The organism is Streptomyces sp. NBC_01276 (genome assembly GCF_041435355.1).
Lineage (GTDB): Bacteria > Actinomycetota > Actinomycetes > Streptomycetales > Streptomycetaceae > Streptomyces.
On the sequence record NZ_CP108442.1, the window covers coordinates 2,250,535 to 2,274,904 of the forward strand.

The 24,370-nt window shown below is 72.3% G+C and carries 20 protein-coding genes; 5 read left to right on the forward strand and 15 right to left on the reverse strand.

The annotated features are described in order from the left end of the window. Positions 1-203: 203 nt before the first annotated feature. The 5 genes from ffh to OG295_RS09410 form a co-directional block, all read right to left on the reverse strand. Positions 204-1,775: a signal recognition particle protein gene (ffh, locus tag OG295_RS09390; RefSeq protein ID WP_371676468.1), complete on the reverse strand. Its 1,572-nt coding sequence runs from the start codon at positions 1,773-1,775 to the stop codon at positions 204-206. Positions 1,776-1,958: 183 nt separating this feature from the next. Further along, positions 1,959-4,403, reverse strand: coding sequence for a [protein-PII] uridylyltransferase (locus OG295_RS09395; protein ID WP_371676469.1), 2,445 nt, complete (start codon positions 4,401-4,403; stop codon positions 1,959-1,961). A gap of 17 nt (positions 4,404-4,420) precedes the next feature. Then, positions 4,421-4,759: a P-II family nitrogen regulator gene (locus OG295_RS09400; protein ID WP_030227390.1), complete on the reverse strand. Its 339-nt coding sequence runs from the start codon at positions 4,757-4,759 to the stop codon at positions 4,421-4,423. Further along, the gene (locus OG295_RS09405; RefSeq protein WP_371676470.1) at positions 4,756-6,102 is read right to left on the reverse strand and encodes an ammonium transporter; all 1,347 of its coding nucleotides are present in this window, start codon (positions 6,100-6,102) and stop codon (positions 4,756-4,758) included. The genes OG295_RS09400 and OG295_RS09405 overlap by 4 nt, the downstream gene beginning before the upstream one ends. A gap of 229 nt (positions 6,103-6,331) precedes the next feature. Then, complete coding sequence (locus OG295_RS09410) at positions 6,332-7,828, reverse strand: hypothetical protein (protein WP_371676471.1); 1,497 nt, start codon at positions 7,826-7,828, stop codon at positions 6,332-6,334. Positions 7,829-8,235: 407 nt separating this feature from the next. Here OG295_RS09410 and OG295_RS09415 point away from each other — a divergent pair, with 407 nt between their 5' ends. After that, on the forward strand, positions 8,236-8,904 hold the full coding sequence (locus OG295_RS09415; RefSeq protein WP_371676472.1) for a bifunctional DNA primase/polymerase: 669 nt from the start codon (positions 8,236-8,238) through the stop codon (positions 8,902-8,904). 86 nt (positions 8,905-8,990) lie between these two features. Here OG295_RS09415 and ftsY read toward each other — a convergent pair whose 3' ends face one another. Next, on the reverse strand, positions 8,991-10,208 hold the full coding sequence (gene ftsY / locus OG295_RS09420; RefSeq protein ID WP_371676473.1) for a signal recognition particle-docking protein FtsY: 1,218 nt from the start codon (positions 10,206-10,208) through the stop codon (positions 8,991-8,993). A gap of 145 nt (positions 10,209-10,353) precedes the next feature. Here ftsY and OG295_RS09425 point away from each other — a divergent pair, with 145 nt between their 5' ends. Then, positions 10,354-11,808: a cytosine permease gene (locus OG295_RS09425; protein ID WP_371676474.1), complete on the forward strand. Its 1,455-nt coding sequence runs from the start codon at positions 10,354-10,356 to the stop codon at positions 11,806-11,808. 62 nt (positions 11,809-11,870) lie between these two features. Next, on the forward strand, positions 11,871-12,857 hold the full coding sequence (locus OG295_RS09430) for an LLM class flavin-dependent oxidoreductase (protein ID WP_371676475.1): 987 nt from the start codon (positions 11,871-11,873) through the stop codon (positions 12,855-12,857). 45 nt (positions 12,858-12,902) lie between these two features. Here the strand turns inward: OG295_RS09430 and OG295_RS09435 are convergent, their stop codons facing one another. The 4 genes from OG295_RS09435 to OG295_RS09450 form a co-directional block, all read right to left on the reverse strand. Next, positions 12,903-14,333 (reverse strand): sugar porter family MFS transporter, encoded by a 1,431-nt coding sequence (locus OG295_RS09435; protein WP_371676476.1) that lies wholly within the window; start codon positions 14,331-14,333, stop codon positions 12,903-12,905. A gap of 186 nt (positions 14,334-14,519) precedes the next feature. Next, positions 14,520-18,347, reverse strand: a complete 3,828-nt coding sequence (locus tag OG295_RS09440) for an AAA family ATPase (RefSeq protein ID WP_371676477.1) — start codon at positions 18,345-18,347, stop codon at positions 14,520-14,522. 221 nt (positions 18,348-18,568) lie between these two features. After that, positions 18,569-18,784: a hypothetical protein gene (locus OG295_RS09445; RefSeq protein WP_030227372.1), complete on the reverse strand. Its 216-nt coding sequence runs from the start codon at positions 18,782-18,784 to the stop codon at positions 18,569-18,571. A 349-nt stretch (positions 18,785-19,133) separates the two neighbouring features. Next, the gene (locus OG295_RS09450; RefSeq protein WP_371676478.1) at positions 19,134-19,415 is read right to left on the reverse strand and encodes an acylphosphatase; all 282 of its coding nucleotides are present in this window, start codon (positions 19,413-19,415) and stop codon (positions 19,134-19,136) included. Between the two features lie 130 nt (positions 19,416-19,545). Here OG295_RS09450 and OG295_RS09455 point away from each other — a divergent pair, with 130 nt between their 5' ends. Next, a complete protein-coding gene (locus tag OG295_RS09455) occupies positions 19,546-20,421 on the forward strand; it encodes a CAP domain-containing protein (protein ID WP_371676479.1) in 876 nt (291 codons plus the stop codon). A gap of 60 nt (positions 20,422-20,481) precedes the next feature. On the opposite strand, the gene OG295_RS09460 is transcribed toward OG295_RS09455, so the two are convergent. Further along, positions 20,482-21,093, reverse strand: a complete 612-nt coding sequence (locus tag OG295_RS09460; RefSeq protein ID WP_371676480.1) for a flavodoxin family protein — start codon at positions 21,091-21,093, stop codon at positions 20,482-20,484. Positions 21,094-21,229: 136 nt separating this feature from the next. On the opposite strand from OG295_RS09460, the gene OG295_RS09465 reads away from it, so the two are divergent. Next, the gene (locus OG295_RS09465; RefSeq protein WP_371676481.1) at positions 21,230-21,634 is read left to right on the forward strand and encodes a winged helix-turn-helix transcriptional regulator; all 405 of its coding nucleotides are present in this window, start codon (positions 21,230-21,232) and stop codon (positions 21,632-21,634) included. Here the strand turns inward: OG295_RS09465 and mutM are convergent. The 4 genes from mutM to OG295_RS09485 all read right to left on the reverse strand — a co-directional run bounded on the left by mutM (position 21,607) and on the right by OG295_RS09485 (position 24,305). Next, the gene (mutM, locus tag OG295_RS09470) at positions 21,607-22,476 is read right to left on the reverse strand and encodes a bifunctional DNA-formamidopyrimidine glycosylase/DNA-(apurinic or apyrimidinic site) lyase (RefSeq protein ID WP_371676482.1); all 870 of its coding nucleotides are present in this window, start codon (positions 22,474-22,476) and stop codon (positions 21,607-21,609) included. The genes OG295_RS09465 and mutM overlap by 28 nt on opposite strands. Before the next feature lie 134 nt (positions 22,477-22,610). Continuing rightward, positions 22,611-23,462: a ribonuclease III gene (gene rnc / locus OG295_RS09475; protein ID WP_371676483.1), complete on the reverse strand. Its 852-nt coding sequence runs from the start codon at positions 23,460-23,462 to the stop codon at positions 22,611-22,613. A gap of 19 nt (positions 23,463-23,481) precedes the next feature. Further along, positions 23,482-23,655 carry a 50S ribosomal protein L32 gene (gene rpmF / locus OG295_RS09480; protein WP_003965982.1) on the reverse strand — a complete coding sequence of 58 codons (174 nt, stop codon included), beginning with the start codon at positions 23,653-23,655 and terminating at the stop codon, positions 23,482-23,484. Between the two features lie 2 nt (positions 23,656-23,657). Further along, the gene (locus OG295_RS09485; protein WP_266844066.1) at positions 23,658-24,305 is read right to left on the reverse strand and encodes a DUF177 domain-containing protein; all 648 of its coding nucleotides are present in this window, start codon (positions 24,303-24,305) and stop codon (positions 23,658-23,660) included. Between the last annotated feature and the right edge of the window lie 65 nt (positions 24,306-24,370).

A 24,370-nucleotide genomic window follows, 5' to 3' on the forward strand; every position in this document is an offset into this window, starting at 1 on the left:
GGGCGCCTTCCGAACGCCAGGGGGTGTCGGCCCGGTCGCGCGGCGGTACGGGGGTGGGGCTGGGCACGGGGGCCTCCTTATGCCGTCCTCCCGGCCGACCTTAGGCGACAAACGGGACGTATGCCCCTGCGGGAAACGGCAGGGCCCCGGCCGTGGGTGCACGGCCGGGGCCCTCTTCGCGTACCGGGTACGCCTGCCCGGTACTACTTCATGAACTTCTTGAACTCGTCCGGCAGGTCGAAGTCCTGACCGCCCTGGCCGCCCGCGGGGAGCCCGAACGGGTTGCCGGCGGCGGCGGGCTCGATCGCCTGCGGGCCCTGCTCGCGCCGGGCCGCTGCCGCGGCCTCCTCTTCCTTGCGCTTCATCGGGTTGCCGCTCTTGCGCTTGCCCTTGGCCTGCTTGACCTGCTTCTTCTGCCGGCCGGGGCCGCCGCCCATCCCGGGGATGCCGGGCATGCCAGGCATGCCGCCGCCCTGGGCCATGCGGGACATCATCTTGCGGGCCTCGAAGAACCGCTCGACCAGCGACTTGACGGCGCTGACCTCGACGCCGGAGCCCTTGGCGATGCGGGCGCGGCGGGAGCCGTTGATGATGTGCGGGTCCTGGCGCTCGGCCGGGGTCATCGACTTGATGATCGCGGCGGTGCGGTCCACGTCGCGCTCGTCGATGTTGTTGATCTGGTCCTTGATCTGCCCCATGCCCGGGAGCATGCCGAGGAGCTTGGAGATGGAGCCCATCTTGCGGACCTGCTCCATCTGGGCCAGGAAGTCGTCGAGCGTGAACTCCTTGGGGCCCTTGGCGAGCTTGGCCGCCATCTTCTCGGCCTCGGCCTGCGAGAAGGTCTTCTCGGCCTGCTCGATGAGGGTGAGCATGTCACCCATGTCGAGGATCCGGCCCGCCATGCGGTCGGGGTGGAAGGCGTCGAACTCGTCGAGCTTCTCGCCGTTCGAGGCGAACATGATCTGCTTGCCGGTGACGTGCGCGATGGAGAGCGCGGCACCGCCGCGGGCGTCGCCGTCGAGCTTGGACAGCACCACGCCGTCGAAGCCGACGCCGTCGCGGAAGGCTTCCGCGGTGTTGACCGCGTCCTGGCCGATCATCGCGTCGACGACGAAGAGGATCTCGTCGGGGCTGACGGCGTCGCGGATGTCCGCGGCCTGCTGCATCAGCTCCTGGTCGATGCCGAGGCGGCCGGCGGTGTCGACGATGACGATGTCGTGCTGCTTGGTGCGGGCGTACTCGACGGAGTCCTTGGCCACCTGGACCGGGTCTCCGACGCCGTTGCCGGGCTGGGGCGCGTAGACCGCGACACCGGCGCGCTCGGCGACCACGGAGAGCTGGTTGACGGCGTTGGGGCGCTGGAGGTCGCACGCGACGAGGAGCGGGGTGTGGCCCTGCCCCTTGAGCCAGAGGCCGAGCTTTCCGGCGAGGGTGGTCTTACCGGCACCCTGGAGACCGGCCAGCATGATCACGGTGGGCGCGGTCTTGGCGAAGCGCAGCCGGCGGGTCTCGCCGCCGAGGATGGAGACCAGCTCGTCGTTGACGATCTTGAGGACCTGCTGGCCGGGGTTCAGCGCCTTGCTGACCTCCTCGCCACGGGCCCTTTCCTTGACGTTCGCGATGAAGGAGCGGACGACGGGAAGCGCGACGTCGGCCTCGAGGAGGGCGATACGGATTTCCCGCGCCGCAGCGTCGATGTCCTGCTCGGAGAGGCGGCCTTTGCCCCGGAGGGACTTGAAGGTCGCGCTGAGGCGGTCGGAAAGCGTATCGAACACGGTGGTCGCGATTCCTCGGGTCGGGGGCGTGGTGGTCGTCCCCCAGGGTATCGGGCCACGCCGCCTGCCCGGCCCTGCGGGAGGCAATCCCCTGCCCGCACCCGCCCCGGCTCCCCGGGGGCGGAGCGGGGGCGGACCCCGGGGAAGCCGGAAGGGACCCGGGACAGGGCCCGGGACGGGGCCCTAGGAAAGGGCCGTCTCCACCGCGGCGGCCAGGGCCGCGGCGTCGGCCCGGGACAGTGGTTTGCCGTCGGTGTCGACCACGTACAGGGTGTCCACCGCGTTGGCGCCCAGCGTAGAGACGTGGGCGCTGCGCACCCGGACCCCGTGGGACTCCAGCGCGTGCCCGATGCGGTGCAGCAGCCCCACCGCGTCGGGCGCCCGCACCTCCAGCACGGTGGCCAGCGAGGAGACGTCGGGGACGACGGTGACCCGGGGCGGCGGCGGGACCACCCCGCGCCGCCTCGGGTACGCCGCCTCGCGGTCGGCCAGCCGCGCCGGGACGTCCAGCGAGCCGTCCAGCGCCCGGACCAGGTCGGTCCGCAGCCGGGCGGCCTCCGGCAGGGCCCCGTACTCGGCGGCCACCCGCCAGCGCAGCACCAGGGCCTCCCCCAGCCGGTCCGGCAGCTCCAGGAAGCGCAGCTCGGCCGCCCGCACGGTCAGCCGGTGCAGCGCCAGGACCCCGGCCGCCGCCGGGAGCACCCCCGGCTGGTCGGGGACGGCGACGACGAGCTCGACCCCGACGGCTTCGTCCTCCTCGCGGCGCGCGTGCAGCGCGAGCACCGGCTCCCCGGTGCGCAGGGCCTCCACCGCCAGGCGTTCCTGTTCGGTGGTCGGGATGTCCAGCTCGGAGGCGTCGGGCGGGGAGCCGCTGAGGACGGCGGCGACCCGGGCCACGAGGTCGGCCACGAGGGAGCCCCGCCAGGTGCTCCAGGCGGCGGGGCCCGTGGCGAGCGCGTCGGCCTCGGTGAGGGCGTGCAGGATCTCCAGGGTGCCGGTCGAGCCGACGGCCGTCGCCACCGCCTTCACGGTGGCGGGGTCGTCGAGGTCGCGCCGGGTCGCGGTGTCGACCAGCAGCAGGTGGTGGCGCACGAGGGTGCCGAGCACGGCGACGTCCTCGGGGTCGAAGCCCACCCGGGCGGCCATGTCGCGGGCGATGGTCTCGCCGGCGACCGAGTGGTCCCCGGGCCAGCCCTTGCCGATGTCGTGCAGCAGGGCCGCCATCAGCAGCAGGTCGGGCCGGCTCACCCGGCGGGTCAGGGCCGAGGCCCGCACGGCCGTCTCGATCAGGTGCCGGTCCACCGTCCAGGTGTGCACGGGATTGCGCTGGGGCCGGCAGCGCACCCGCTCCCAGTCGGGGAGGAGCCGGGTGATCAGCCCCTCGGCCTCCAGCGCCTCCCAGACCGCCACGGTGGGCTCCCCGGCACCCAGCAGGGTGAGCAGCTGTTCCCGGGCCTCCGCCGGCCAGGGCACGGGCAGCGGCCGGGCCCGGTCCGCGAGGCGGCGTACGGCGTGCAGCGAGACGGGCAGGCCCGCCTGGGCGGCTGCCGCGCCGAAGCGCAGGGGCAGGACCGGGTCTCGCTCGGGCCGGGCGGCCAGGGCCAGCACGGCCTCCCCGTCGGACTCCACGACGCCCTCGGCCAGCGGTGCCCGTTCGGCGGCGGGCGCGCCACGGGTGCCGAGGAGCCCGCGCAGCCGGGGCCGGGCGGTCCGGGCCCGCAGCACCCGGCCGACCTCGCGCCAGGTGACGTCGCCCGCGTAGGAGATCACCCGGGCGGCCTCGTACACCTCGCGGAGCAGGGCGTCGGCGTCGAGCAGCCCCAGCCGGGCGGCGACCTGGGGCTGCTCCTGGAGGGAGAGCCGGTCGGTGGCCCGGCCGGTGACCAGGTGCAGCGCGTCCCGGGCGTCGAGCAGCCGCCGCCGGGCGTCGGCCAGTCCCTCGCGCGGGGCGTCGGCCAGCCAGGACGCGGCGACGGCCCGCAGGGCGGTGGCGTCGCGCAGTCCGCCGCGGGCCTCCTTCAGGTCGGGTTCCAGCAGGAAGCGCAGCTCCCCGGCCCGCTCGGCGCGTTCCCGGCACAGATCGTGCAGCTGCGGGAGCCGTTTGACGGCCTGGTTGCGCCAGTCGGCCAGGACCGAGGTGCGCAGCCCCGCGAGCAGCCCGGCGTCCCCGGCGACGAGCCGTGCGTCCAGCAGGCCGAGGTGGGCCTTGAGGTCCTCGGCGGCGGTCTTCCGGGCCTCGCCCGGGGTGCGCACCGAGTGGTCCAGGGCCAGGCCGAGGTCCCACACGGGGTACCAGAGGCGGTCGGCGAGCACACCGAGCGCCCGGGGTTCCGCCTTGCCGTCGTGGAGCAGCAGCAGGTCGAGATCGCTGCGCGGGGAGAGTTCCGCCCGGCCGTAGCCGCCGACGGCGACGAGGGCGGCGCCCCGTACGCCGGTCTCCCGCACGGCCTGCGCGAACAGCGCGGACAGCCAGTGGTCGGACAGCGCGGACAGCGCGGAACGCCGCGAGGGCCCGGACCGCGACTCCTCCTGGAGGAGTCGCAGCCGGGCCGCGGCGTACCCGCTGGGTCCCGAGCCGTCCGGGCGGTCGTCGCCGGTGCCGTCGGTGGTCTCTTCGACGCTCGTCACCCAGGAGCTCCCGTCACCTAGAGCGCGTCAGCGCCGCGCTCGCCGGTGCGGACCCGTACGACCGAGTCCACGGGGACGCTCCACACCTTGCCGTCGCCGATCTTGTCGGTGCGGGCCGCCCGTACGACGACGTCGATCACGTCCTCGGCGTCCACGTCGTCGACGAGCACCTCGATGCGGATCTTCGGTACGAGGTCCACGGTGTACTCGGCGCCCCGGTAGACCTCGGTGTGGCCGCGCTGGCGGCCGTAGCCGCTGGCCTCGGAGACGGTGAGCCCCTGGACCCCGAAGGCCTGGAGGGCTTCCTTGATCTCGTCCAGCTTGTAGGGCTTGACGATCGCGGTGATCAGCTTCATGCGTCGACCTTCTTGCTCGCTGCGGCAACGGGGGCGGGGGACGCGGCGGCGCGGGAGGAGATCCCGCCGCCGGCCCCGCTGAAGTCGTAGGCGGTCTCGGCGTGCTCGCTCTGGTCGATGCCCGAGACCTCCACGTCCTCGGATACCCGCATCCCGATGGTCTTGTCGAGGAGGAAGGCCAGGACGGCGGAGACGACGAGGGAGTAGGCGAGGACGGAGAAGACGCCGATGGCCTGCTTGCCGAGCTGGGCCAAGCCCCCGCCGTAGAAGAGCCCGGCAGCGTCGGACTGGACCCCGCCCGTCGCGAAGAGGCCGACCAGGAGGGAGCCGGCGATGCCGCCGACGAGGTGGACGCCGACGACGTCGAGGGAGTCGTCGTAGCCGAACCGGTACTTCAGGCCCACGGCCATGGCGCACAGCACACCGGCGATGGCTCCGATGGCGATGGCGCCGAGCGGGGAGCAGGAACCGCCGGAGGGGGTGATGGCGACGAGGCCGGCGACCGCGCCGGAGGCGGCGCCGAGGGTGGTGAAGGAGCCGTGGCGCAGCTTCTCGTAGCCGAGCCAGGCGAGCATCGCGGCGGCGGTGGCGACCTGGGTGTTGACGAACATGACCGCGCCGACGCCGTCGTCGTTGCCGAGCCAGGATCCGGCGTTGAAGCCGAACCAGCCGAACCACAGCAGGCCGGCGCCGAGCATCACGAGGGGGAGGCTGTGGGGGCGCATCGGGTCCCGCTTGAAGCCGACGCGCTTGCCGATGACCAGGATGACGCCGAGGGCCGCGGCACCGGCGTTGATGTGGACGGCGGTGCCGCCCGCGAAGTCGATGACGCCGAGCTCGAAGAGCCAGCCGCCGGCGCCCCAGACCCAGTGGGCGACGGGGAAGTAGACGACGGTGACCCACAGGGCGGAGAACAGCACCCAGGCGCTGAACTTCACGCGGTCGGCGAGGGCGCCGCTGATCAGGGCCGGGGTGATGACGGCGAACATCAGCTGGAAGACGGCGAAGACGTAGACCGGGATGGTGTAGCCGTCCCACAGCTCGGTGATGCCGATGCCGCTGAGGCCGACGTAGTCGGAGTTCCAGCCGATGAGGGAGCCGGAGTCGGTGCCGAAGGCGAGGCTGAAGCCGAAGAGGACCCACAGGATCGTGACGATCCCGAGGCTGATGAAGCTCATCATCAGCATGTTGAGGCTGCTCTTGACGCGGACCATGCCTCCGTAGAAGAAGGCGAGTCCCGGGGTCATCAGCATGACCAGGGCGGAGCAGATGAGCATGAACCCGGTGTTCGCGGCAGAGAGCGTCGGGGCGTCTGCCGCGAGGGTCGTGATGGCTGATGCCATCGGCGTCTCCTCGTCGTCGGTACGTTCGCGTGCGGGCGAGCGTGAAAACCTGAGCGGCGCAAGGCGTAGGCCGGGGGGCTGGCCTGGGGACTGGCCGGTTATTGGCCCTGAGATTCGCGCAGGCCGGTTTCCGGCGGCGCCGCTGGGTGTTTCGCCCCGATGACGAAGAGGTCGGGCGTGTTACGCGTCAATGAACAGAACTCGAAGGGTCCTGGATCGGTGGGGAGGGCTAGACCGCCTCGGCGGCCTCGGGAAGCCGGGACGCGAGCAGGTCGGTGAGCCGGACCACCTCGGCGACGTCGCCGTATTCACGGGCGGCGCTGTCCACGGTCTTGCGGAGCCGGGTGTTCACCCGTTCGGAGCGCACCTTTCGCGCCACGTCGAGGGCGCGGTCCACGAGGACGGTGGCCTGCTCGGGTTCCTTCTGGAGCAGGTGGACGGTGGCCATGCCGATGAGGTTCAGGGCGTACGAGCGCTGGTGTTCGTCGTCCTTGGAGAACAGCTCGACGGCCCGCGCCATGACCGGTTCGGCGAGCGAGGCGTAGGTGGGACTGCGTCCGGCCACGTAGGCCAGGTCCCGGAACGAGTGGGAGTTCTCGCCGTTGAGCTCGGCCTCGGAGAAGAAGCGGATCCAGTCGGGCTCGGGCTCGCCGTCGAAGCCGACGTCGGAGAAGGTGTCCTCGGCCATCCGCACGGCCCGCTTGCAGCGGCTCGGCTGGCCCATGTTGGCGTAGGCGCGGGCCTCCATCGCATACAGCATCGCCTGGGTGCGCGGTCCGGCGCAGTCGCGGCTGCCGTACTGGGCGAGGTGGACGAGCTCCAGCGCGTCCTCGGGGCGGCCCAGGTGGATCATCTGGCGGCTCATGCTGGAGAGGATGTACGAGCCGAGCGGCTTGTCGCCGCCCTCCTTCGCGGCGTGCAGCGCGAGGACGAAGTACTTCTGGGCGGTCGGGTGCAGGCCGATGTCGTAGCTCATCCAGCCGGCGAGTTCGGAGAGTTCGGCGGCCACCTTGAAGAGCCGCTTCATGACCGGGGCCGGGTGGTTCTCCTGGAGCAGGTCGGTGACCTCGTGGAGCTGGCCGACCACGGCCTTGCGGCGCAGTCCGCCACCGCACTGGGCGTCCCACTGGCGGAACATCACGGTGGTGGCTTCGAGGAGGCCGAGTTCCGGTTCGGTCAGCCGGGGCGGCCGCTGCCCCGGCCCCCGGCCCGCGGTCCCGCCGTCGGCGCGCGCGCCCGGGTCGACGGCCGGGGAGGGGACCAGCCAGCGCTGCATGGGCTCGATGAGGGCGGGGCCCGCGGAGAGGGCGAGCGAGGTCCCGAGGAAGCCCCGGCGGGCCAGCATGAGGTCGCTGCGGGAGAACTCGCTGAGCAGTTCCACGGTCTGCGGACCCGCCCAGGGCAGGTCGACGCCGGAGACGGAGGGGGTCTGGTGGGCGGTGCGCAGGCCGAGCTGCTCGATGGCGACGACGGAGCCGAACCGTTCGGAGAACAGCTCGGAGAGGATGCGGGGCACGGGCTCGCGGGGCTGTTCGCCGTCGAGCCAGCGGCGCACCCGGGAGGTGTCGGTGCTGATGTGGTGGGCGCCCATCTGGCGGGCGCGGCGGTTCACCTGGCGGGCGAGCTCGCCCTTGGACCAGCCGCTGCGGACGAACCACGAGGTCAGCTGGACGTTCCTGTCCTCGGCGGCATCGCCACTCGTTCCGCTTGCGCCGCTGCCGCTCACTGGAACGCCCCCATCCGCATCGCTTCTTCAGCACAAACCCTGGCCGGGGCGGGCGACGCCGCCTGGGACCTTCACAGGTCCTCCACAGTTTGCCTCCGGCATACCCACGACTGGGCTCGCCTTCCGGGTTGGTGCACCGAAAGTAATCCTACGATCACCCCTGCCGCGAGGTCGATCGCGGAAACGCCACCATTCGCCACCCCTTCGAATGAACTCCCCACCGGCCAGGCGCGATTCACTTGACACCACGGCGAAACAGAACGGTTGGACGGGAGTGCGCAGGGGGCGCGCGCGGCGAGGAGTGCGCCGGGCGGCCCCGGTGGAAGGCGTACCGCACCCGCCCGGCCGACCGGTCCCGCCGACGTCGTAACCACCGGCGCGTCCGACCCGTTGGAGGGGGCATGGGCATGGGCTTCACGATCGGCGGCAGCCGCGGCACCAAGGAGTTCCGTTCCGGCGTCCGGCGCCGCGGCCGGACCTCGGAGTGCACGACCGTGGCGGAGTACACGGGACTGTGGGGCTGGGACGCCGTTCCCGGCGCCCGCGCCGCGGCTCCGGCCCGGGACTGCTCCTGCGGCCATACGGACTGCGCCGCTCCGGGGGCTCATCCGCTGGACTTCGCTCCCACCGTCCCCGGGGGCGCCACCCTGGACGAGGTCACCGAGATCTGGGGCGAGTACCCCGGCGCGGCGATCCTGCTGCCCGTGGGCCGCGCCTTCGACCTGATCGAGGTCTCGGCCGAGGCCGGGCGGCGGGCACTGGTCCGGATGGAACGCATGGGGCTTCCGCTGGGGCCCGTCACGGTGACCCCGGACGGCCGCGCGCAGTTCTTCGTCGCCCCGGGCGCCGCCGCCGAGCTGCCGCAGCTGCTGTACCGGATGGGCTGGGACGACGCCGATCTGGACCTGCGCGCCCTGGGCCACGGCGCCTTCCTGACCGCCCCGCCCAGCGACCACGCGGGCCTGGGCCCGGCCGGCTGGCTGCGCCGGCCCGCGCTGGACTGCGCGGGCGGTCCGCCGCAGGCCCGCCTGCTGCTGGGCACCCTGGCCTACACCTGCCACCGCTTCCGGCGCTGAGGCCCCCACGGACACCGGTGCCCCCGCATCCGGCGCGGATGCGGGGGCACTGGTACGCGTGACGGGGCCGGGCACGGAGCCGGTCCTCAGTCGCCGATCAGGGCGTCCACGAAGGCTTCCGGCTCGAAGGGGGCCAGGTCGTCCGGGCCCTCGCCGAGGCCGACGAGCTTGACCGGGACGCCGAGCTCGCGCTGGACGGCGACGACGATGCCGCCCTTGGCGGTGCCGTCCAGCTTGGTCAGGACGATGCCGGTGATGTCCACGACCTCGGCGAAGACGCGCGCCTGGGTCAGGCCGTTCTGGCCGGTGGTGGCGTCGAGGACCAGCAGGACCTCGTCCAGCGGGCCGTGCTTCTCGACGACGCGCTTGACCTTGCCGAGCTCGTCCATGAGACCGGTCTTGGTGTGCAGGCGGCCGGCTGTGTCGATGAGGACCACGTCCGCGCCCTCGGCGATGCCCTCCTTGACCGCGTCGTAGGCGATGGAGGCGGGGTCGCCGCCCTCGGGGCCGCGCACGGTGCGCGCCCCGACCCGCTCGCCCCAGGTCTGCAGCTGGTCGGCGGCGGCGGCACGGAAGGTGTCGGCGGCGCCGAGCACCACGCTGCGGCCGTCGGCGACGAGCACACGGGCCAGCTTGCCGGTGGTGGTGGTCTTGCCGGTGCCGTTGACACCGACGACCATGACGACGGCGGGGGTGTCCACGCCGCTCTCGGTCTTCACGGCGCGGTCGAAGTCGGTGCCGACCAGGGTCAGCAGCTCCTCCTTCAGCAGCGTGCGCAGATCGGCGGGGGTACGGGTGCCGAGCACCTTGACCCGCTCCCGGAGCCGGTCCACCAGCTCCTGGGTCGGCACGACGCCGACGTCGGCGATGAGGAGGGTCTCCTCGATCTCCTCCCAGGTGTCCTCGTCGAGGTGCTCGCGCGAGAGCAGCGTGAGCAGCCCCTTGCCGAGCGAGTTCTGGGAACGGGCGAGCCGTGCGCGCAGCCGGACCAGGCGGCCGGCGGTGGGCTCGGGCACCTCGATCTCGGGTGCGGCCGGGGCCTCGGGCTCCGCCGCCGGCTCCTCGACCGGAGCCTCGGCCTCCGCCGTCGGGAGCCCGACCTCCTCGATGGTGCGGCGCGGCTCTTCCGCCGTCTCTACGGCGTCCTCCCCCACCTGCGGTTCGGCAGGCGGGGCAGTGATGGTCGGCGTGCTCGGCGGCGCCGTGGGGGGCAGCTGCTTCTTCTTGCGGCTGCTGACCACGAGCCCGCTGATCACACCGACCGCGACCAGGGCGATGACTACAGCAAGGATCAGGATTTCCATAACCACCCCAGTATCGGCCACGGGTCGCCCCGGGCCCCGGACCTTGGACGTTCCCACCGGAACCGAAAGCCGCCATTTGTGGTTTTAACGTCACATCCATGATGATGGACGGCTTGTCCCATGCCCCACCCCCAGGGAGTACCGCGTGCCTGCCGAAGAGACCGCCGTCGACGGCGCAGTCGAGAGCCGGGGCCTGGAACCCGTACCCGACGGCGAACGCGGCGGCCGGGTCCGCGAGCTCTTCCCCACCTGGGTGGCCGCCAACATCAGCGTGCTGCTGCTCACCATGGGCGCGGGCCTGGTGATCTTCAACAAGCTCAACATCTGGCAGGTGCTGGTCGTCGCGGTCGCCGCGCCGGTCGTCTCGTACGGCATGGTCGGCCTGATATCCATCGCCGGGAAGCGCGGCGGGGCCCCCGGCATGGCGCTCTCGCGGGCCGTCTTCGGCCAGCGCGGCAACCTCTTCCCCGGCGCCCTGATCTGGGTGGCCCGGTGGGGCTGGGAGACCATCAACGCGGTCAGCGGCGCCTACGCCGTCCTGACCGTCCTCGACCTGCTCTTCGGCGTCAGGGCCAACACCCCGCTGATCGTGGTCACCCTGCTCTTCTTCGTGGGCTGCACCTTCGTGGTCTCGGGGCTCGGCATCAACGCGCTGCGCGTCTGCTCGAAGTGGTCGACGTACCTCTTCGGCGCGTTCAGCGTGCTGGTCCTGGGCTACCTGCTCTTCACCACCGACTGGGCCGCCGTCTTCGCCAAGCCGGCCGGCTCCACGACGATGATGATCGCGGGCATCGGCACCATCGCGGCAGGCGGCATCAGCTGGGTCCCCTCGGGCCCCGACTTCACCCGCTACCTGCCCCGCGACGCCTCCTCCAGGGGGCTGGTCGGCGCGACGATCGGCGGCGCGGGCGTGGTCGTGCTGCCGATGGTGCTGATGGGCGCGGTGATGGCCGTCGGCACCCCGGACCTGGCGGGCGCCCAGGACCCGGTTTCCTTCATCGGCGAGCTGCTGCCGACCTGGATCGCGGTCCCGTACCTGCTCATCGCCCTCGTCGGCATGCTGCTGATCAACTCGATGTCCATGTACTCCGCCGGCTTCACCGCGCAGACCCTGGGCATCAGGGTGCCGCGCGCCGCCGCGGTCAGCGTCAACGCCGTCATCAGCCTGGTCTTCGGCTTCCTGCTGATGGTGGTCGCGACCGGCTTCTTCGGCTCGTTCATCTCCTTCCTGACCCTGCTGGCCGTGGCCTTCAGCGCCTGGATCGGCGTCTTCGGCGTGGACATGCTGCGCCGCACCTCCTACGACGGCCCGGCCCTGCTGGACACCACGCCGAGCAGCGCCTACTGGTACAGGGGCGGCTTCGCCTGGCAGGCCATGACGGCCTGGGGCGCGGCCCTGGTGGCCGGGCTGCTGTTCACCAGGGTGGACTGGTTCAGCGGGCCGCTCGCCTCCACCTGGATCGGGGAGAACGGCCTCGGCTGGGTGACCGGCATCCTGACCTCCGGCCTGCTCTACGCGGTACTGCCCCGCACCCCGGCCCCGGCAGCCGCGCCGGCCGCCGCCGAGGAGTCCGCACCCGCCGGATCCCTGTCCAACTGACGCCACGTCAGCTACCGTCCCCCTTCGCCCGCCCACCCACCTCCGGCGAAGGGGGACTCTCCATGCCCATCACCGTGGTCCGGTTCAATCTCGTCGACCCGCACGGCACCCCCGAGACCCTCTCGGCCCGCTACCGGGCCGCCCTGGAGATGGCGAAGTACGCGGACGGCCTCGGCATCGACACCGTCCAGACCGAGGAGCACCACGGCACCGCCAACAACTGGCTGCCCTCCCCCTTCGCCTTCGCGGGCGCCGTGTTCGGCGCCACCCGCCGGATCGCGGTCACCGTGTCGGCGATCATCGGCCCGCTCCACGACCCGCTCAAGGTCGCCGAGGACATCGCCGTACTGGACCTGCTCAGCGGCGGCCGGCTGGTGACGGTGGCCGGCATCGGGTACCGGCCCGAGGAGTACGAGCAGCACGGCGTGGAGTGGGGCCGGCGCGGCCGGCTCCAGGACGAGCTGCTGGAGACCCTGCTGAAGGCCTGGACCGGCGAGCCGTTCACCTTCCGCGGCCGGACCGTACGGGTGGCCCCGCGCCCCTTCACCCGGCCGCACCCGCTGCTGCTGGTCGGGGGCAGCTCCGAGGCCGCGGCCCGGCGCGCGGCCCGGCTCGGGCTGCCGTTCTTCCCCAGCGCGCACCTGCCGGAGCTGGAGGAGTACTACCGCGCCCGGCTGGCGGAGTACGGCACGGAGGGGTTCTGCATGATGCCCGCGGCCGAGACCCCGCTGCTGCACGTCGCCGAGGACCCGGACCGGGTCTGGGCGGAGTACGGGCACCACTTCCTGCACGAGGCGGCCACGTACGCCTCCTGGCAGTCCAAGGACATCCGCAGCGCGGTCAGGTCGGGCGCGCGGTCGGTCGAGGAGCTGCGCGCGGAGGGCGTGTACCGGGTCCTGACCCCGGACGAGGCGGTGGCGTACGGAAGGGGCGCGGGCGAGGCCGGGAACCTGGTGCTGCACCCGCTGTGCGGGGGGATGCCGCTGGACGAGGGCAGGCGCAGCCTGCGGCTGCTGTGTGAACGGGTACTGCCCCGGCTCAAGGACTGAGCCGGGGCAGCGCCCGCGGAGGAGAGGGGTGGTGGCGGGGGATGGTTACCCCATCTCCTCCAACGCCTTGCCCTTGGTCTCCGGCACCCACTTGAGGATGAACGGGATCGAGAGCAGGGCGAAGAACGTGTAGATCAGGTAGGCGCCGGACAGGTTCCAGTCCGAGAGGCTCGGGAACGACACCGTGATGACCCAGTTGGCGATCCACTGTGCGGACGCGGCCACGCCGAGGGCCGCGGCGCGGATGCGGCCCGGGAACATCTCGCCGAGCAGCACCCAGACCACCACGCCCCAGGACAGGGCGAAGAAGAGGACGAAGCAGTTGGCCGCGATGAGGGCGACCAGCCCCTGGGTGTGCGGCAGGGCGATCTCGCCGCCGCTGGTGTCCTTGTAGGAGAAGGCCCAGGCTGCGCACCCGAGGGAGATCGCCATGCCGGCGGAGCCGATGAGGGCCAGCGGCTTGCGGCCGATGCGGTCGACCAGCAGCATCGCGATCACCGTACCGATGATGTTCACGACGGAGGTCTCGAAGGAGTACAGGAACGAGGAGCTCGGGTCGATGCCGACCGACTGCCACAGCGACGAGCTGTAGTAGAAGATCACGTTGATGCCGACGAGCTGCTGGAAGACCGACAGGCCGATACCGATCCAGACGATCGGCAGGAAGCCGAAGCGGCCGCCGAGCAGGTCCGTGAACCTCGGCTTGTGCTCCGAGTGGATGGCGCTGTCGATCTCGCGGACCCGGGCGTCGGCGTCGATGTTGTCGCCCTCCACCTCGCGCAGCACCGTCTTGGCCTTCTCCATGCGGCCGACCGAGACGAGGAAGCGCGGGGACTCGGGGATCGCGAAGGACAGCAGGCCGTAAAGGACGGCCGGGACCACCATGACGCCGAGCATCCACTGCCAGGCTTCCAGGCCGCCGAGCTCACCGCGCTGGTCGCCGTCGGCGAGGTTGAGGATGCCCCAGTTGACCAGCTGCGAGACGGCGATGCCGATGACGATCGCGGCCTGCTGGAAGGAGGCGAGCCGGCCGCGGTAGGCGGGCGGCGAGACCTCGGCGATGTAGGCGGGGCCGATGACCGAGGCCATGCCGATGCCGAAGCCGCCGATGATGCGCCACATGGCGAGGTCCCAGAGGGCGAACGGCAGCGCGGAACCGATGGCGCTCGCGGTGAAGAGGACCGAGGCGATCTGCATGCAGCGGATCCGGCCGATCCGGTCGGCGATGCGGCCGGCCGTGGCCGCGCCGAAGGCGCAGCCGATCAGCGCCGCCGCGATCACCTGGGCGAGGACGGCGGACCCGACGTCGAAGCGGTCCCGGATCGCCTCGACCGCGCCGTTGATGACGGAGCTGTCGTATCCGAAGAGGAATCCGCCCATGGCCGCGGCCGCGGTGATGAAGATGACGTGCCCGAGGTGCTCGGGGTGCGGGCTCTGCCCACCGGGCGCGGGCGTCTTCGCTGTGCTGCTGGTCAAGGTGTGCTCCGTGGGGGTTTCGTCCGTTCTCCTAGTGGCGCACAGGTCAAGATCGGGCACCACCGGAAGACCGGGAGACAGCGGAGCGAGCCTATGCGTTCATTTCCTGAAGTCAATAGCTGATGTGAAGGTCGGGTTAAGCGGCCTGTCGGAACATTGACTTCACTTCTTGAAAACTGAAGGGGTTCAGCGCAGCCGCTGGCTGATCACCTTCGAGACGCCGTCGCCCTGCATCGAGACGCCGTAGAGCGCGTCCGCGACCTCCATCGTCCGCTTCTGGTGCGTGATGACGATCAGCTGCGAGCTCTCCTGGAGCTCCACCATGATCCGGATCAGCCGCTGGAGGTTCGTGTCGTCCAGGGCCGCCTCGACCTCGTCCATCACGTAGAACGGGCTGGGCCGGGCCTTGAAGATGGAGACCAGCAGTGCCACGGCCGTCAGCGAGCGCTCGCCGCCCGACAGCAGGGACAGCCGCTTGACCTTCTTGCCCGGCGGGCGGGCCTCGACGTCCACGCCGGTCGCCAGCATGTCGTCCGGGTCGGTGAGCACGAGCCGGCCCTCGCCGCCGGGGAACAGCCGCGAGAACACGCCCTCGAACTCGCGGGCGGTGTCGTGGTAGGCCTCGGTGAAGACCTGCTCCACCCGCCGGTCCACCTCCTTCACCACTTGAAGGAGATCGGCCCGCGTCTTGCGCAGGTCGTCGAGCTGCTCGCTGAGGAACTGGTGCCGCTCCTCCAGCGCCGCGAACTCCTCCAGCGCGAGCGGGTTGACCTTGCCGAGCTGCTGGTAGGCGCGCTCCGCCGACTTCAGGCGCTTCTCCTGCTGCGCACGGACGAACGGGCCGGGCCGGTTGCGGGGGTCCTGCGGATCCTCCGGAAGGACCTCGCCCTCGGCCGGCGGGGACGGCGGGACCGGCTGGTCCGGCCCGTACTCCGCGACCAGGGCCGCCGGCTCCACGCCCAGCTCCTCCAGCGCCCTGGTCTCCAGCTGCTCGATCCGCAGCCGCTTCTCGGCGCCCAGCACCTCTCCCCGGTGCACGGAGTCGGTGAGCTTGTCGAGCTCGGCCTTCAGGTCACGGCCCCGGCCCCGGGCCTCGCCGAGCTCCCGTTCGCACAGCCCCTTGGCCCCTTCGGCCGCCGTACGCTCCCGGTCCGCGCGGCCGATCGACACCGCCAGGTGCGCCAGGAGCTGCCGCGCGCCCTCGGCGACGGCCCGGCCCACCTCGGCCTCGTGGCGCAGCCGCTGCCGGCGCCGCTCCGCGCGGGTCCGGGCCTCGCGTTCCGCACGGGCCGCGCGGTCCAGCCCGTCCGCGCGCCCGGCCAGCGCCTTGACCCGCTCCTCGTGGGTACGCAGTTGCAGGCGGGCCTCCATCTCGGTCTGCCGCGCGTTCGCCCCGTCGGCCGCGAGCCGGTCCCGCGCCGAGGTGTCGGGTTCCCGCTCCACGGGCATCTCCTCCACCGCAGCGAGCCGCTCCGCGCACTCCGCCACGTCCACCCGGGCCCGTTCCAGCGCCTCCTCGGCCTTGGCCGCGGCCAGGGCGCTGCGTTCGGCTTCGCCGAGGGCCCCCTTCGCCTGCCCGGCCAGCCTCCCGAGCTGCTGCGCGACCCCGGCGCGGGCCTGCTCCCCGGCGCGGCGCCGCTCGGCGAGCTCCTCGGCGAGGGCGGCTGCCGCGTCGCGGCGGGCCCGGGCGTCCGCCTCGGCCCCGGTCAGCTCCCGGCACTCCCCGTCCAGCCGCTCCAGCTCCGCCGCCGCCTCGTCGACTGCGGCCTGCACCTCGATCAGGCTGGGTGCGCCCGCGGAGCCGCCGTGTGCGAGGTGCGCCCCGAGGACGTCCCCGTCGGCGGTCACCGCGACCAGGCCGGGGTACCCGGCCACCACCGCTTCGGCCTCCTCCAGGCTGCCGACCACGACGTGGTCCCGCAGCACCCAGGCCACGGCCCGGCGCACCTCCGCGTCCCCGCCCACCAGTGCGGCGGCCTCCCGCCACGCGGGCCCGCCCGCGGTCAGGACCGGAGCGTGCGGTTCCGTCGCCCCGGCCTCGGTCCCGTGGCCGGGGGCCGGGGCGGGGGCCGGGTGGGGGACCTCGTCCGGACCCCGGTCCTGTACGGGCAGGGCGGTACCGCCGCCCGGCGCGGGAGCCCGGCCGGGGAGCGCAGCGTCCGGAGCCCGGTCTGGGGCCGCTGCGTCCTGGGCCTGGCCCGGGACCGCCCCGCCCGGAGCCTGACCCGGAGCGGCTGCGTCCGGGGCCTGGCCCGGGAGGGGAATCGCTCCGCCGCGGGCCTGGCCCGGACCCGGGATGACGGCCGGGGCCACCAGGAACGTGGCGCGGCCCGCGTCACCGGCCCGCAGGTGGCGGATGGCCAGGGCCGCCGCCGCCGGGGAGGCCACGGCCACCGCGTCGGCCGCGGCCCCGAGCGCCGCCGCCACCGCCACCTCGTACCCGGGGGCGACCGTCACCCGCTCGGCGGCCGGCCCCAGCAGTCCGGCCAGCCGTTCGCGAGCAGCGAGCAGCGCCCCCGTCCCGTCCTTGCGCCGCAGCCCCAGCGCGAGCGCCTCCCGCCGCGCCGACACGGCGGCCCGGGACCGTTCCGCCGAGGTCAGCGCCTCCCGGGCGGCGGCCAGCGCGGCCTCCGCCCCGGTCGACGCGGCCCGCGCCGCGTCGTACTCGGCCTCCACCTCCGGGTCTTCGAGCCCGCCGACCTCCTCGGCCAGCGCCTCGTACTCCTGACGGGCGGCCTCCGCACGGACCCGCGCCTCGTCCCGGGCGGCCACGAGCCGGTCGATCTCGGCCTCGGCGGCTCCGGCCCGGGAGCGGGCCGCGCCCAGGCGCCCGTTCAGCCGGGCCAGTTCCTCACGCCGGTCGGCGACGGCCCGAGCCGCGTCCCGCAGCCGCCGTTCCTCCTCGGCGAGGGCACGCTCCAGCCCGGCCCGGTGCTCGGCGGTGTCCTCCAGCGCGCGCTCGGCGGCCTCCAGCGCGGCGGTCAGCTCCGCCTCCTGCTCCCGGATCCGGGTGGCCTCCCGTTCCAGTTCCTCGGGGTCGCGGCCGCGCCGCTCGTCCTCCACCGGCGCCGACGCGCTCTTGATCCGCGCCAGCGCCAGGGACTCGGTCCCCCGCACCCGCTCGGCCAGCTGCGAGAGCTCGTGCCAGGTCTGCTGCGCCCGCCGGAGCCGGGGCGCGAGGCGGCGTACCGATTCCTCCAGCGCCGCCTCCTGCCTCAGCGCCCCGGCCAGGTCCCGTTCGGCGGACTCCTTGCGCTCCTTGAGCGCGGCCTCGTCGGCGATCTCCGCGTCGAGGGCGCCGCGCAGGGCCACCAGGTCGTCGGCGAGCAGCCGCAGCCGCGCGTCGCGCAGGTCGGCCTGGATCACGGCGGCCCGCCGGGCCACCGCGGCCTGCCGGCCCAGGGGCTTGAGCTGGCGCCGCAGTTCGTCCGTCAGGTCCTGCACCCGCGCGAGGTTGGCCTGCATCGCGTCGAGTTTGCGCAGGGCCTTCTCCTTGCGCTTGCGATGCTTGAGTACCCCCGCGGCCTCCTCGATGAAGGCGCGCCGGCCCATCGGGTCGGCGTGCAGGACGGAGTCGAGCCGGCCCTGCCCGACGATGACGTGCATCTCGCGGCCGATGCCGGAGTCGGAGAGCAGCTCCTGGATGTCGAGGAGCCGACAGGTGTCCCCGTTGATCTGGTACTCGCTGCTGCCGCCGCGGAACATGATCCGCGTGATGGTGACCTCGGCGTACTCGATCGGCAGCGCGCCGTCGGAGTTGTCGATGGTGAGGGAGACCTCGGCCCGCCCCAGCGGGGGGCGGCCCGTGGTCCCGGCGAAGATGACGTCCTCCATCTTCCCGCCGCGCAGGGATTTGGCCCCCTGCTCCCCCATGACCCAGGACAGCGCGTCCACCACGTTGGACTTGCCCGATCCGTTCGGTCCCACCACGCAGGTGATGCCCGGCTCGAAGCGCAGGGTGGTCGCGGAGGCAAAGGATTTGAAGCCACGCAGGGTCAGGGACTTGAGGTGCACGCCGCCGGACTCTACCTTTCACGTTCGGTTTCGCCCATGAAGGTGCAGGGCACATCAGACGTTAAAGGAGTGGGCCCCCCACCTGGCCCAATGCGGGCTCGCGGCGGGAAGGCGGCGGGGAAGGACGCGGAGCGGGACGGCCGCCGGTGAAAGAAAGAAGGGACGCCGGAGCGTCCCTTGCAGATCATGCGGGGCTGGAGTGGAACGACGAGTAGCGCGGATCAGGTGAGCGCAGGCTCCGCCTGGGGTACGTCGAGGTCAATGCTGTCCAGCAGCGAGTCTCCGTGCTGAGCGGCGGCAGCGTTCAGTGCGTCGTTCTCGGACTGGATCCGTCCGAGCTCGGACTCGAGGTCCTGGACGCGCTGCTGAAGCCGTCGCATCTCGGCGAGGAGTCGCGGGTCGGAACCGCCGACGTAACCGAGAAGCGCCTTTGCCATGATGGATGGTCCTCCACACTGAGTGACCGACCGAAGCGGTGTGGGTCGTGAGGGAATCGCACCCGCGGATGTCCGGCAGCGACTGTCAGTCACTGCGCTTACTACTGCCAGCACTGCCAAACAGCTCAGGTGCGCGGGGCTTCCAGCGTCTCACCAAAAAGTTTGACGGTCAACACGATCACGCCCTGTATCGGCGGGCGGCCCGGCCGGCTCGGGCGGCGGGGAGGTCGGCCTCGGTTCCGAGCCTTCCACGAATCGATCTCCCCGGCAACGCCTCGACGGTGAATGCGCAGTTCCGACCGTGTGCGGTCCATCCGGCGATGCGATCAGTCCATGATCGGTCGATCGGTCACCGGATCTCGAAGCCGTCGTAGCCACCGCGCGGTGTGCCCCAGATCTCTGTCACCCCGTCCACCCGCCCGGGCGTGTCGGCGGAGCGGAGCCAGTCCAGCAGCCGGTGGCAATTCTCACGTTGACCTTCCGCCACCACCTGCACTCGGCCGTCGTCGAGATTGAGCGCGAAGCCGACCAACCCTCCGATCTCCAGAGCATTGGCCCTGGTGAACCAGCGGAAGCCCACCCTCTGTACTCGGCCGCGTACCCAGGCGGTCAGCCGGACGTCTTCATTCATGCATGAACGCTAACGGGGCAAACGATTCCGGAGCACATCGCCCCCCTGGACTCATCGGCTACAGTCCCCCACCAATGCTTCACCCGTTCGGGTGCGCAGGGTCGATCTTGTGAGGGAAGGCAAGCCGCCGATGGGACGCCACCGACTCCACGCCACGCCGCGCCGCGGCGTCCGGCGCCGCACCGCCGTGCTGGGCGGGGTGCTCGGCGTGTCCGTGGCGGTGGCCCTCGGCACGGCGGCCGTCACGACCGGCTTCGTGCCGGTCGGCGGCTCCTTCCCCTACGTGGGCACGGACTCCGGGAGCCGGACGCAGGCCGGGGCGGAGCCGTCGGCGAGCCCCGAGCGGCAGGCGCCGGAACAGCAGGGCGGCCTGGCCAACCTGTCCGGTCGCGCCTCCTCCGCCCCCGAGACGGGCGCCCCTTCGGCCTCCCCCTCCCCTTCGACCTCCCCCTCCCCTTCGGTCTCGGCTTCCCCGTCGGCCTCACCCTCGACGGCCCCCTCCCCCGCGGCCCCGACCGAGGAGCCGGAGAAGAGCGCCGCCCCGCAGACCACGAAGCCCGCGCCCCCGAAGACGGCCGCGCCGAAGCCCCCTGCTCCCAAGCCCTCCGTGACGACGCCCGACGACGGGCACTCCGCGGAGGAGGCCGCCGTCCTCACTCTGGTGAACCAGGAGCGGGCCCAGGCCGGGTGCGTCCCGGTCCGCGCGAACCCGCCGCTGGCCTCGCTGGCCGCGGCCTTCAGCAAGGACATGGCCGTACGGGGCTTCTTCGACCACACCGACCCGGACGGGAACACCCCCTGGAACCGGGCCGACAAGGCCGGGATCTCCGGCCTCGGCGGCGAGAACATCGCGCGCGGCCAGGGTGACGCCAAGTCCGTGATGGCGGCCTGGATGAACAGCCCGGGCCACAAGGCGAACATCCTCAATTGCGAATACCGGACCCTGGGCGTGGGCGTCTACTTCGGCGCCGGCGGCCCCTGGTGGACCCAGGACTTCGGCTTCTGACGGTCCCGCCCGCCCGGATTCCGGGCGGGCCCTCGGGCAGCCCGCCCTCCCCGGTACCGGTCAGGCGCCGGACGCCGCCAGCGCCGCCCGGCCGGCCAGGACCACGCGGGCGTGCTCGGCGACCCGGCGGCCGAGGTGCTCGGCGGTCGCGATGTCGGCCTTGTGCACGCCCTCCGGGCCCTCGTCGGAGTTGGTCTGGGCCGCCGCCCCGGAGGAGAAGCCGAGGCGGTTGAGGTCGAACTCGGTACCGGCGGTGGAGTTCCAGCCCGGCTTCAGGCCCAGGTTGACCCAGCTCATGCCGTGCTGGGAGGCCAGCATCTGGAAGTACTGCAGGGTGTTCAGCTTGTCTCCGGCCTTGGAGGCGGAGTTGGTGAAGCCCGCGGCGATCTTGTCCTGCCACACGTCGCCGAACCAGCGCTTCGAGGTGGCCTCGGCGAAGACGTGGAAGGCGCCGGAGGCGGTGCCCATGTAGGTCGGGGAGCCGAAGACGATCGCGTCCGAGCCGTCGAGCAGTTCCCACTCGGCGTCGGTGATCGCGTCGACCTTGATCAGGTGGACCGTGGCGCCCGTGGCGGCGGCGCCCTCCCGCACGGCCTCGGCGACGACGGCGGTGTGCCCGTAGCCGGAGTGGTAGGCGATCGAGACGACGGGGGCGGACGCGGTGGTGGACATGGTGGTTCTCCTCAAGAGCGGGTGCGGGTGCACCGCCGTGCGCCGGGCACGGAGCGGTGCGACGAGAGAAAGAGAATCACTAACTTTTCGAAAGCGCAAGCGGACAGTTAGCGCTGCCCAGGAGTACGCTGTCCCTATGGAGACCCCTGTCTGTACCGACGCCACCACGGCCGACCTGCCGTTCGACGTCTTCGCGCGCGCGTGCCCGTCCCGGGAGACCCTGGAACACGTCACCGGCCGCTGGGGCAGCCTCACCGTCGGCGCCCTGCACGACGGCCCCTGCCGCTTCAACGAGCTGCGCCGCCGGGTCGAGGGCGTGAGCGAGAAGATGCTCTCCCAGACCCTGCACGCCCTGGAGCGGGACGGCATCGTCCACCGCGAGGCCCAGCCCACCAACCCGCCCCGGGTCGACTACGAGCTCACCCCGCTCGGCCGCGAGGTCGCCGACCGCCTGCTCTCCTTGATCCACTTCCTGGAGGGCAGCATGGACGAGGTCCTCACCTCCCGGCAGTCCTACGACACCGCGCGCGGCGGCCGCTGACAGCGCGGGCAGAAGTAGCTCGACCGGTTCATCCACGCCCGCCGCCGGATCGGCGTGCCGCAGCGCCGGCACGGCTCGCCCTCGCGGCCGTACGCGTCGAGGGACCGGTCGAAGTAGCCGGATTCGCCGTTCACGTTGACGTACAGGCTGTCGAAGCTGGTCCCGCCGACGTCCAGCGCGGCGTTCATGACCTCCCGCGCCCTGGCCAGGAGTTCCGCGCTCCGGGGGCGGGTGAGGGTGGCGGTGGGGCGCTCGTAGTGCAGCTTCGCGCGCCACAGGGCCTCGTCGGCGTAGATGTTGCCGACCCCGCTGATCAGGGACTGGTCCAGCAGCGCCCGCTTGAGCGTGGTGCGCTTGGCGCGCAGCGCCAGGTGGTAGGCCCCCTCGTCGAAGAGCGGGTCGAGCGGGTCGCGGGCGATGTGCGCGATGACGTCGGGCAGCCCCTCGGCGCTGCCGGGGACGGTCTCGTGCAGCGAGAGCCCGCCGAAGGTCCGCTGGTCCACGAAGCGCAGCTCGGTCCCGGCGTCGTCGTCGAAGCGGATCCGGATCCGCAGGTGCTTCTCGTCGGGGGCGCCGGCCGGCTGCACCAGCAGCTGCCCGCTCATCCCGAGGTGCCCGAGGACGGACAGGTCCCGCTCCTCCAGCGGCAGCCAGAGGTACTTGCCGCGCCGCCTCGGCACACCGATGGTCTGCCCGGCCAGGCGCGCCGCGAAGTCGGCCCCGCCCGCCGGGTGGCGGCGTACGGCCCTGGGGTGGAGCACCTCCACGGACTCGACGGTCCGCCCGGCCACCCACCGTTCCAGACCGCGCCGCACCACTTCGACCTCGGGCAGCTCGGGCACGGTTCTCCTCCGGGTTCGACGCGGATCCGCTCGCTGCGGCCGAGCCTACCGGCCCCTCCCACGGCCTCCGGAAACGGGTCCGCCCCGCCCCCCGCCGGAGCGGGGGGCGGGGCGGGAACGTCCCGAAGGAAGGGTCAGACGCCGGGTGCCGGGTCGACGGGCGTCGGCGCCCCGCCGTTCCCGGCCTCGGTCCCGGCCGGAGCCGGGTCCTGCGCCGGAGCGGCAGCGGCCACGGCCGCTGCCGCGATCCGCTCGTCCGCGGCGGCACGGATCCCGCGCCACGCGGACTCCGCCGCCTGCTGTTCCGCTTCCTTCTTGCTGCGGCCGGTGCCGGTGCCGTACGAGACACCACCGACGCGGGCGGCAGCGGTGAAGGTTTTCTCGTGGTCCGGTCCCGTCTCGGTGACCAGGTACTCGGGCACACCGAGCCCTTCGGCCGCCGTGAGCTCCTGGAGACTGGTCTTCCAGTCCAGGCCGGCCCCGAGGTTGGAGGACTTCTCGATGAGCGGGTCGAAGAGCCGGTGGACCAGCTCCGAGGCCGCGTCGAGGCCCTGGTCGAGGTAGACCGCGCCGATCACCGCTTCAAGGGTGTCGGCGAGGATGGAGGCCTTGTCCCGGCCACCCGTGCCCTCTTCGCCCCGGCCGAGCCGGATGAAGGAGCCGAGATCGAGGCCGCGCCCGACCTCCGCCAGTGCGCGAGAGTTGACCACCGCGGCCCGCAGTTTGGCCAGCTGGCCTTCCGGCAGATCGGGGTGGGTGGTGTACAGCGTGTCCGTGACCACCAGGCCCAGCACGGAGTCCCCGAGGAACTCCAGGCGTTCGTTGGTGGGCAGACCGCCGTTCTCGTACGCGTACGAACGGTGGGTCAGCGCACGCACCAGAAGGGCGGACTCGAGTCGATACCCGAGCCGCCCTTCCAGAAGCGTGTGGGACGAGGCCGCGTTGTTACTGTCTGCCTGCTTCTCAGCGTTGGACAGCTCAGACATTGCGCCTCTCACCAGCCGCTCAGACCTCGAGGACCTGGCGCTTGTTGTAGGTGCCGCAGCTCGGGCACGCAATGTGCTGGAGCTTCGGCTCCTGGCAACGCTCGCACGAAACCAGGGTGGGGACCGCAGCCTTCCACTGCGACCGGCGGTGGCGCGTGTTGCTGCGCGACATCTTCCGCTTCGGAACAGCCACGGCTACTTCTCCTGCTTCTCGGCGGCGCCCTGAACTCCGTCAGAGGCAGTGCCGCTCATGTTGTCCTTCTCATCGCCCTGATCGGTGACGAGTCCCTGCAATGCCGCCCAACGGATGTCGACGGCGTCATGGTGGTGGTCCGGGTCGTCGTTCAGGCTGGTCCCGCAATCGGGGCACAGTCCGAGACAGTCCTCCCGGCACACCGGCTGCATCGGCAGTGCGAGCACCACCGCGTCCCGCAGCACGGGTTCGAGGTCGAACAAACCGTCCTCGAGGAAAAGCGCGTCCTCGTCGTCCTCGGCGTCGTCGGCCGGCTCCGCCTTGGAGCGGGTCCGGTCGTCGGCGTCAGGGTACGAGAACATCTCCTGGAAGTCCGCCTTGAGCTCACGCTCGACGGCCTCCAGACACCTTACGCACTCCCCTACGGCCGATGCACGGGCGGTGCCTGTGACAAGCACCCCTTCCATGACCGACTCCAGGCGGAGGCTGAGCTTCAGCGGGGCGCCTTCCGGCACTCCGATGACTCCGACGAGACCGAAGTCCGCCGGGGTCTCGATCTCGCGGGAGAGCCGCTGCATGGCACCAGGACGCCGACCCAGCTCGTGCGTGTCGAACACGAGGGGGTTGCGGTGGTCGAGGCGGGTATTCAGGGCCGTTCCTGCTTTCACAGATCGCTGAAGATCAAGTTCCTGCCGCGTGAGCGAGAAGACGCTTA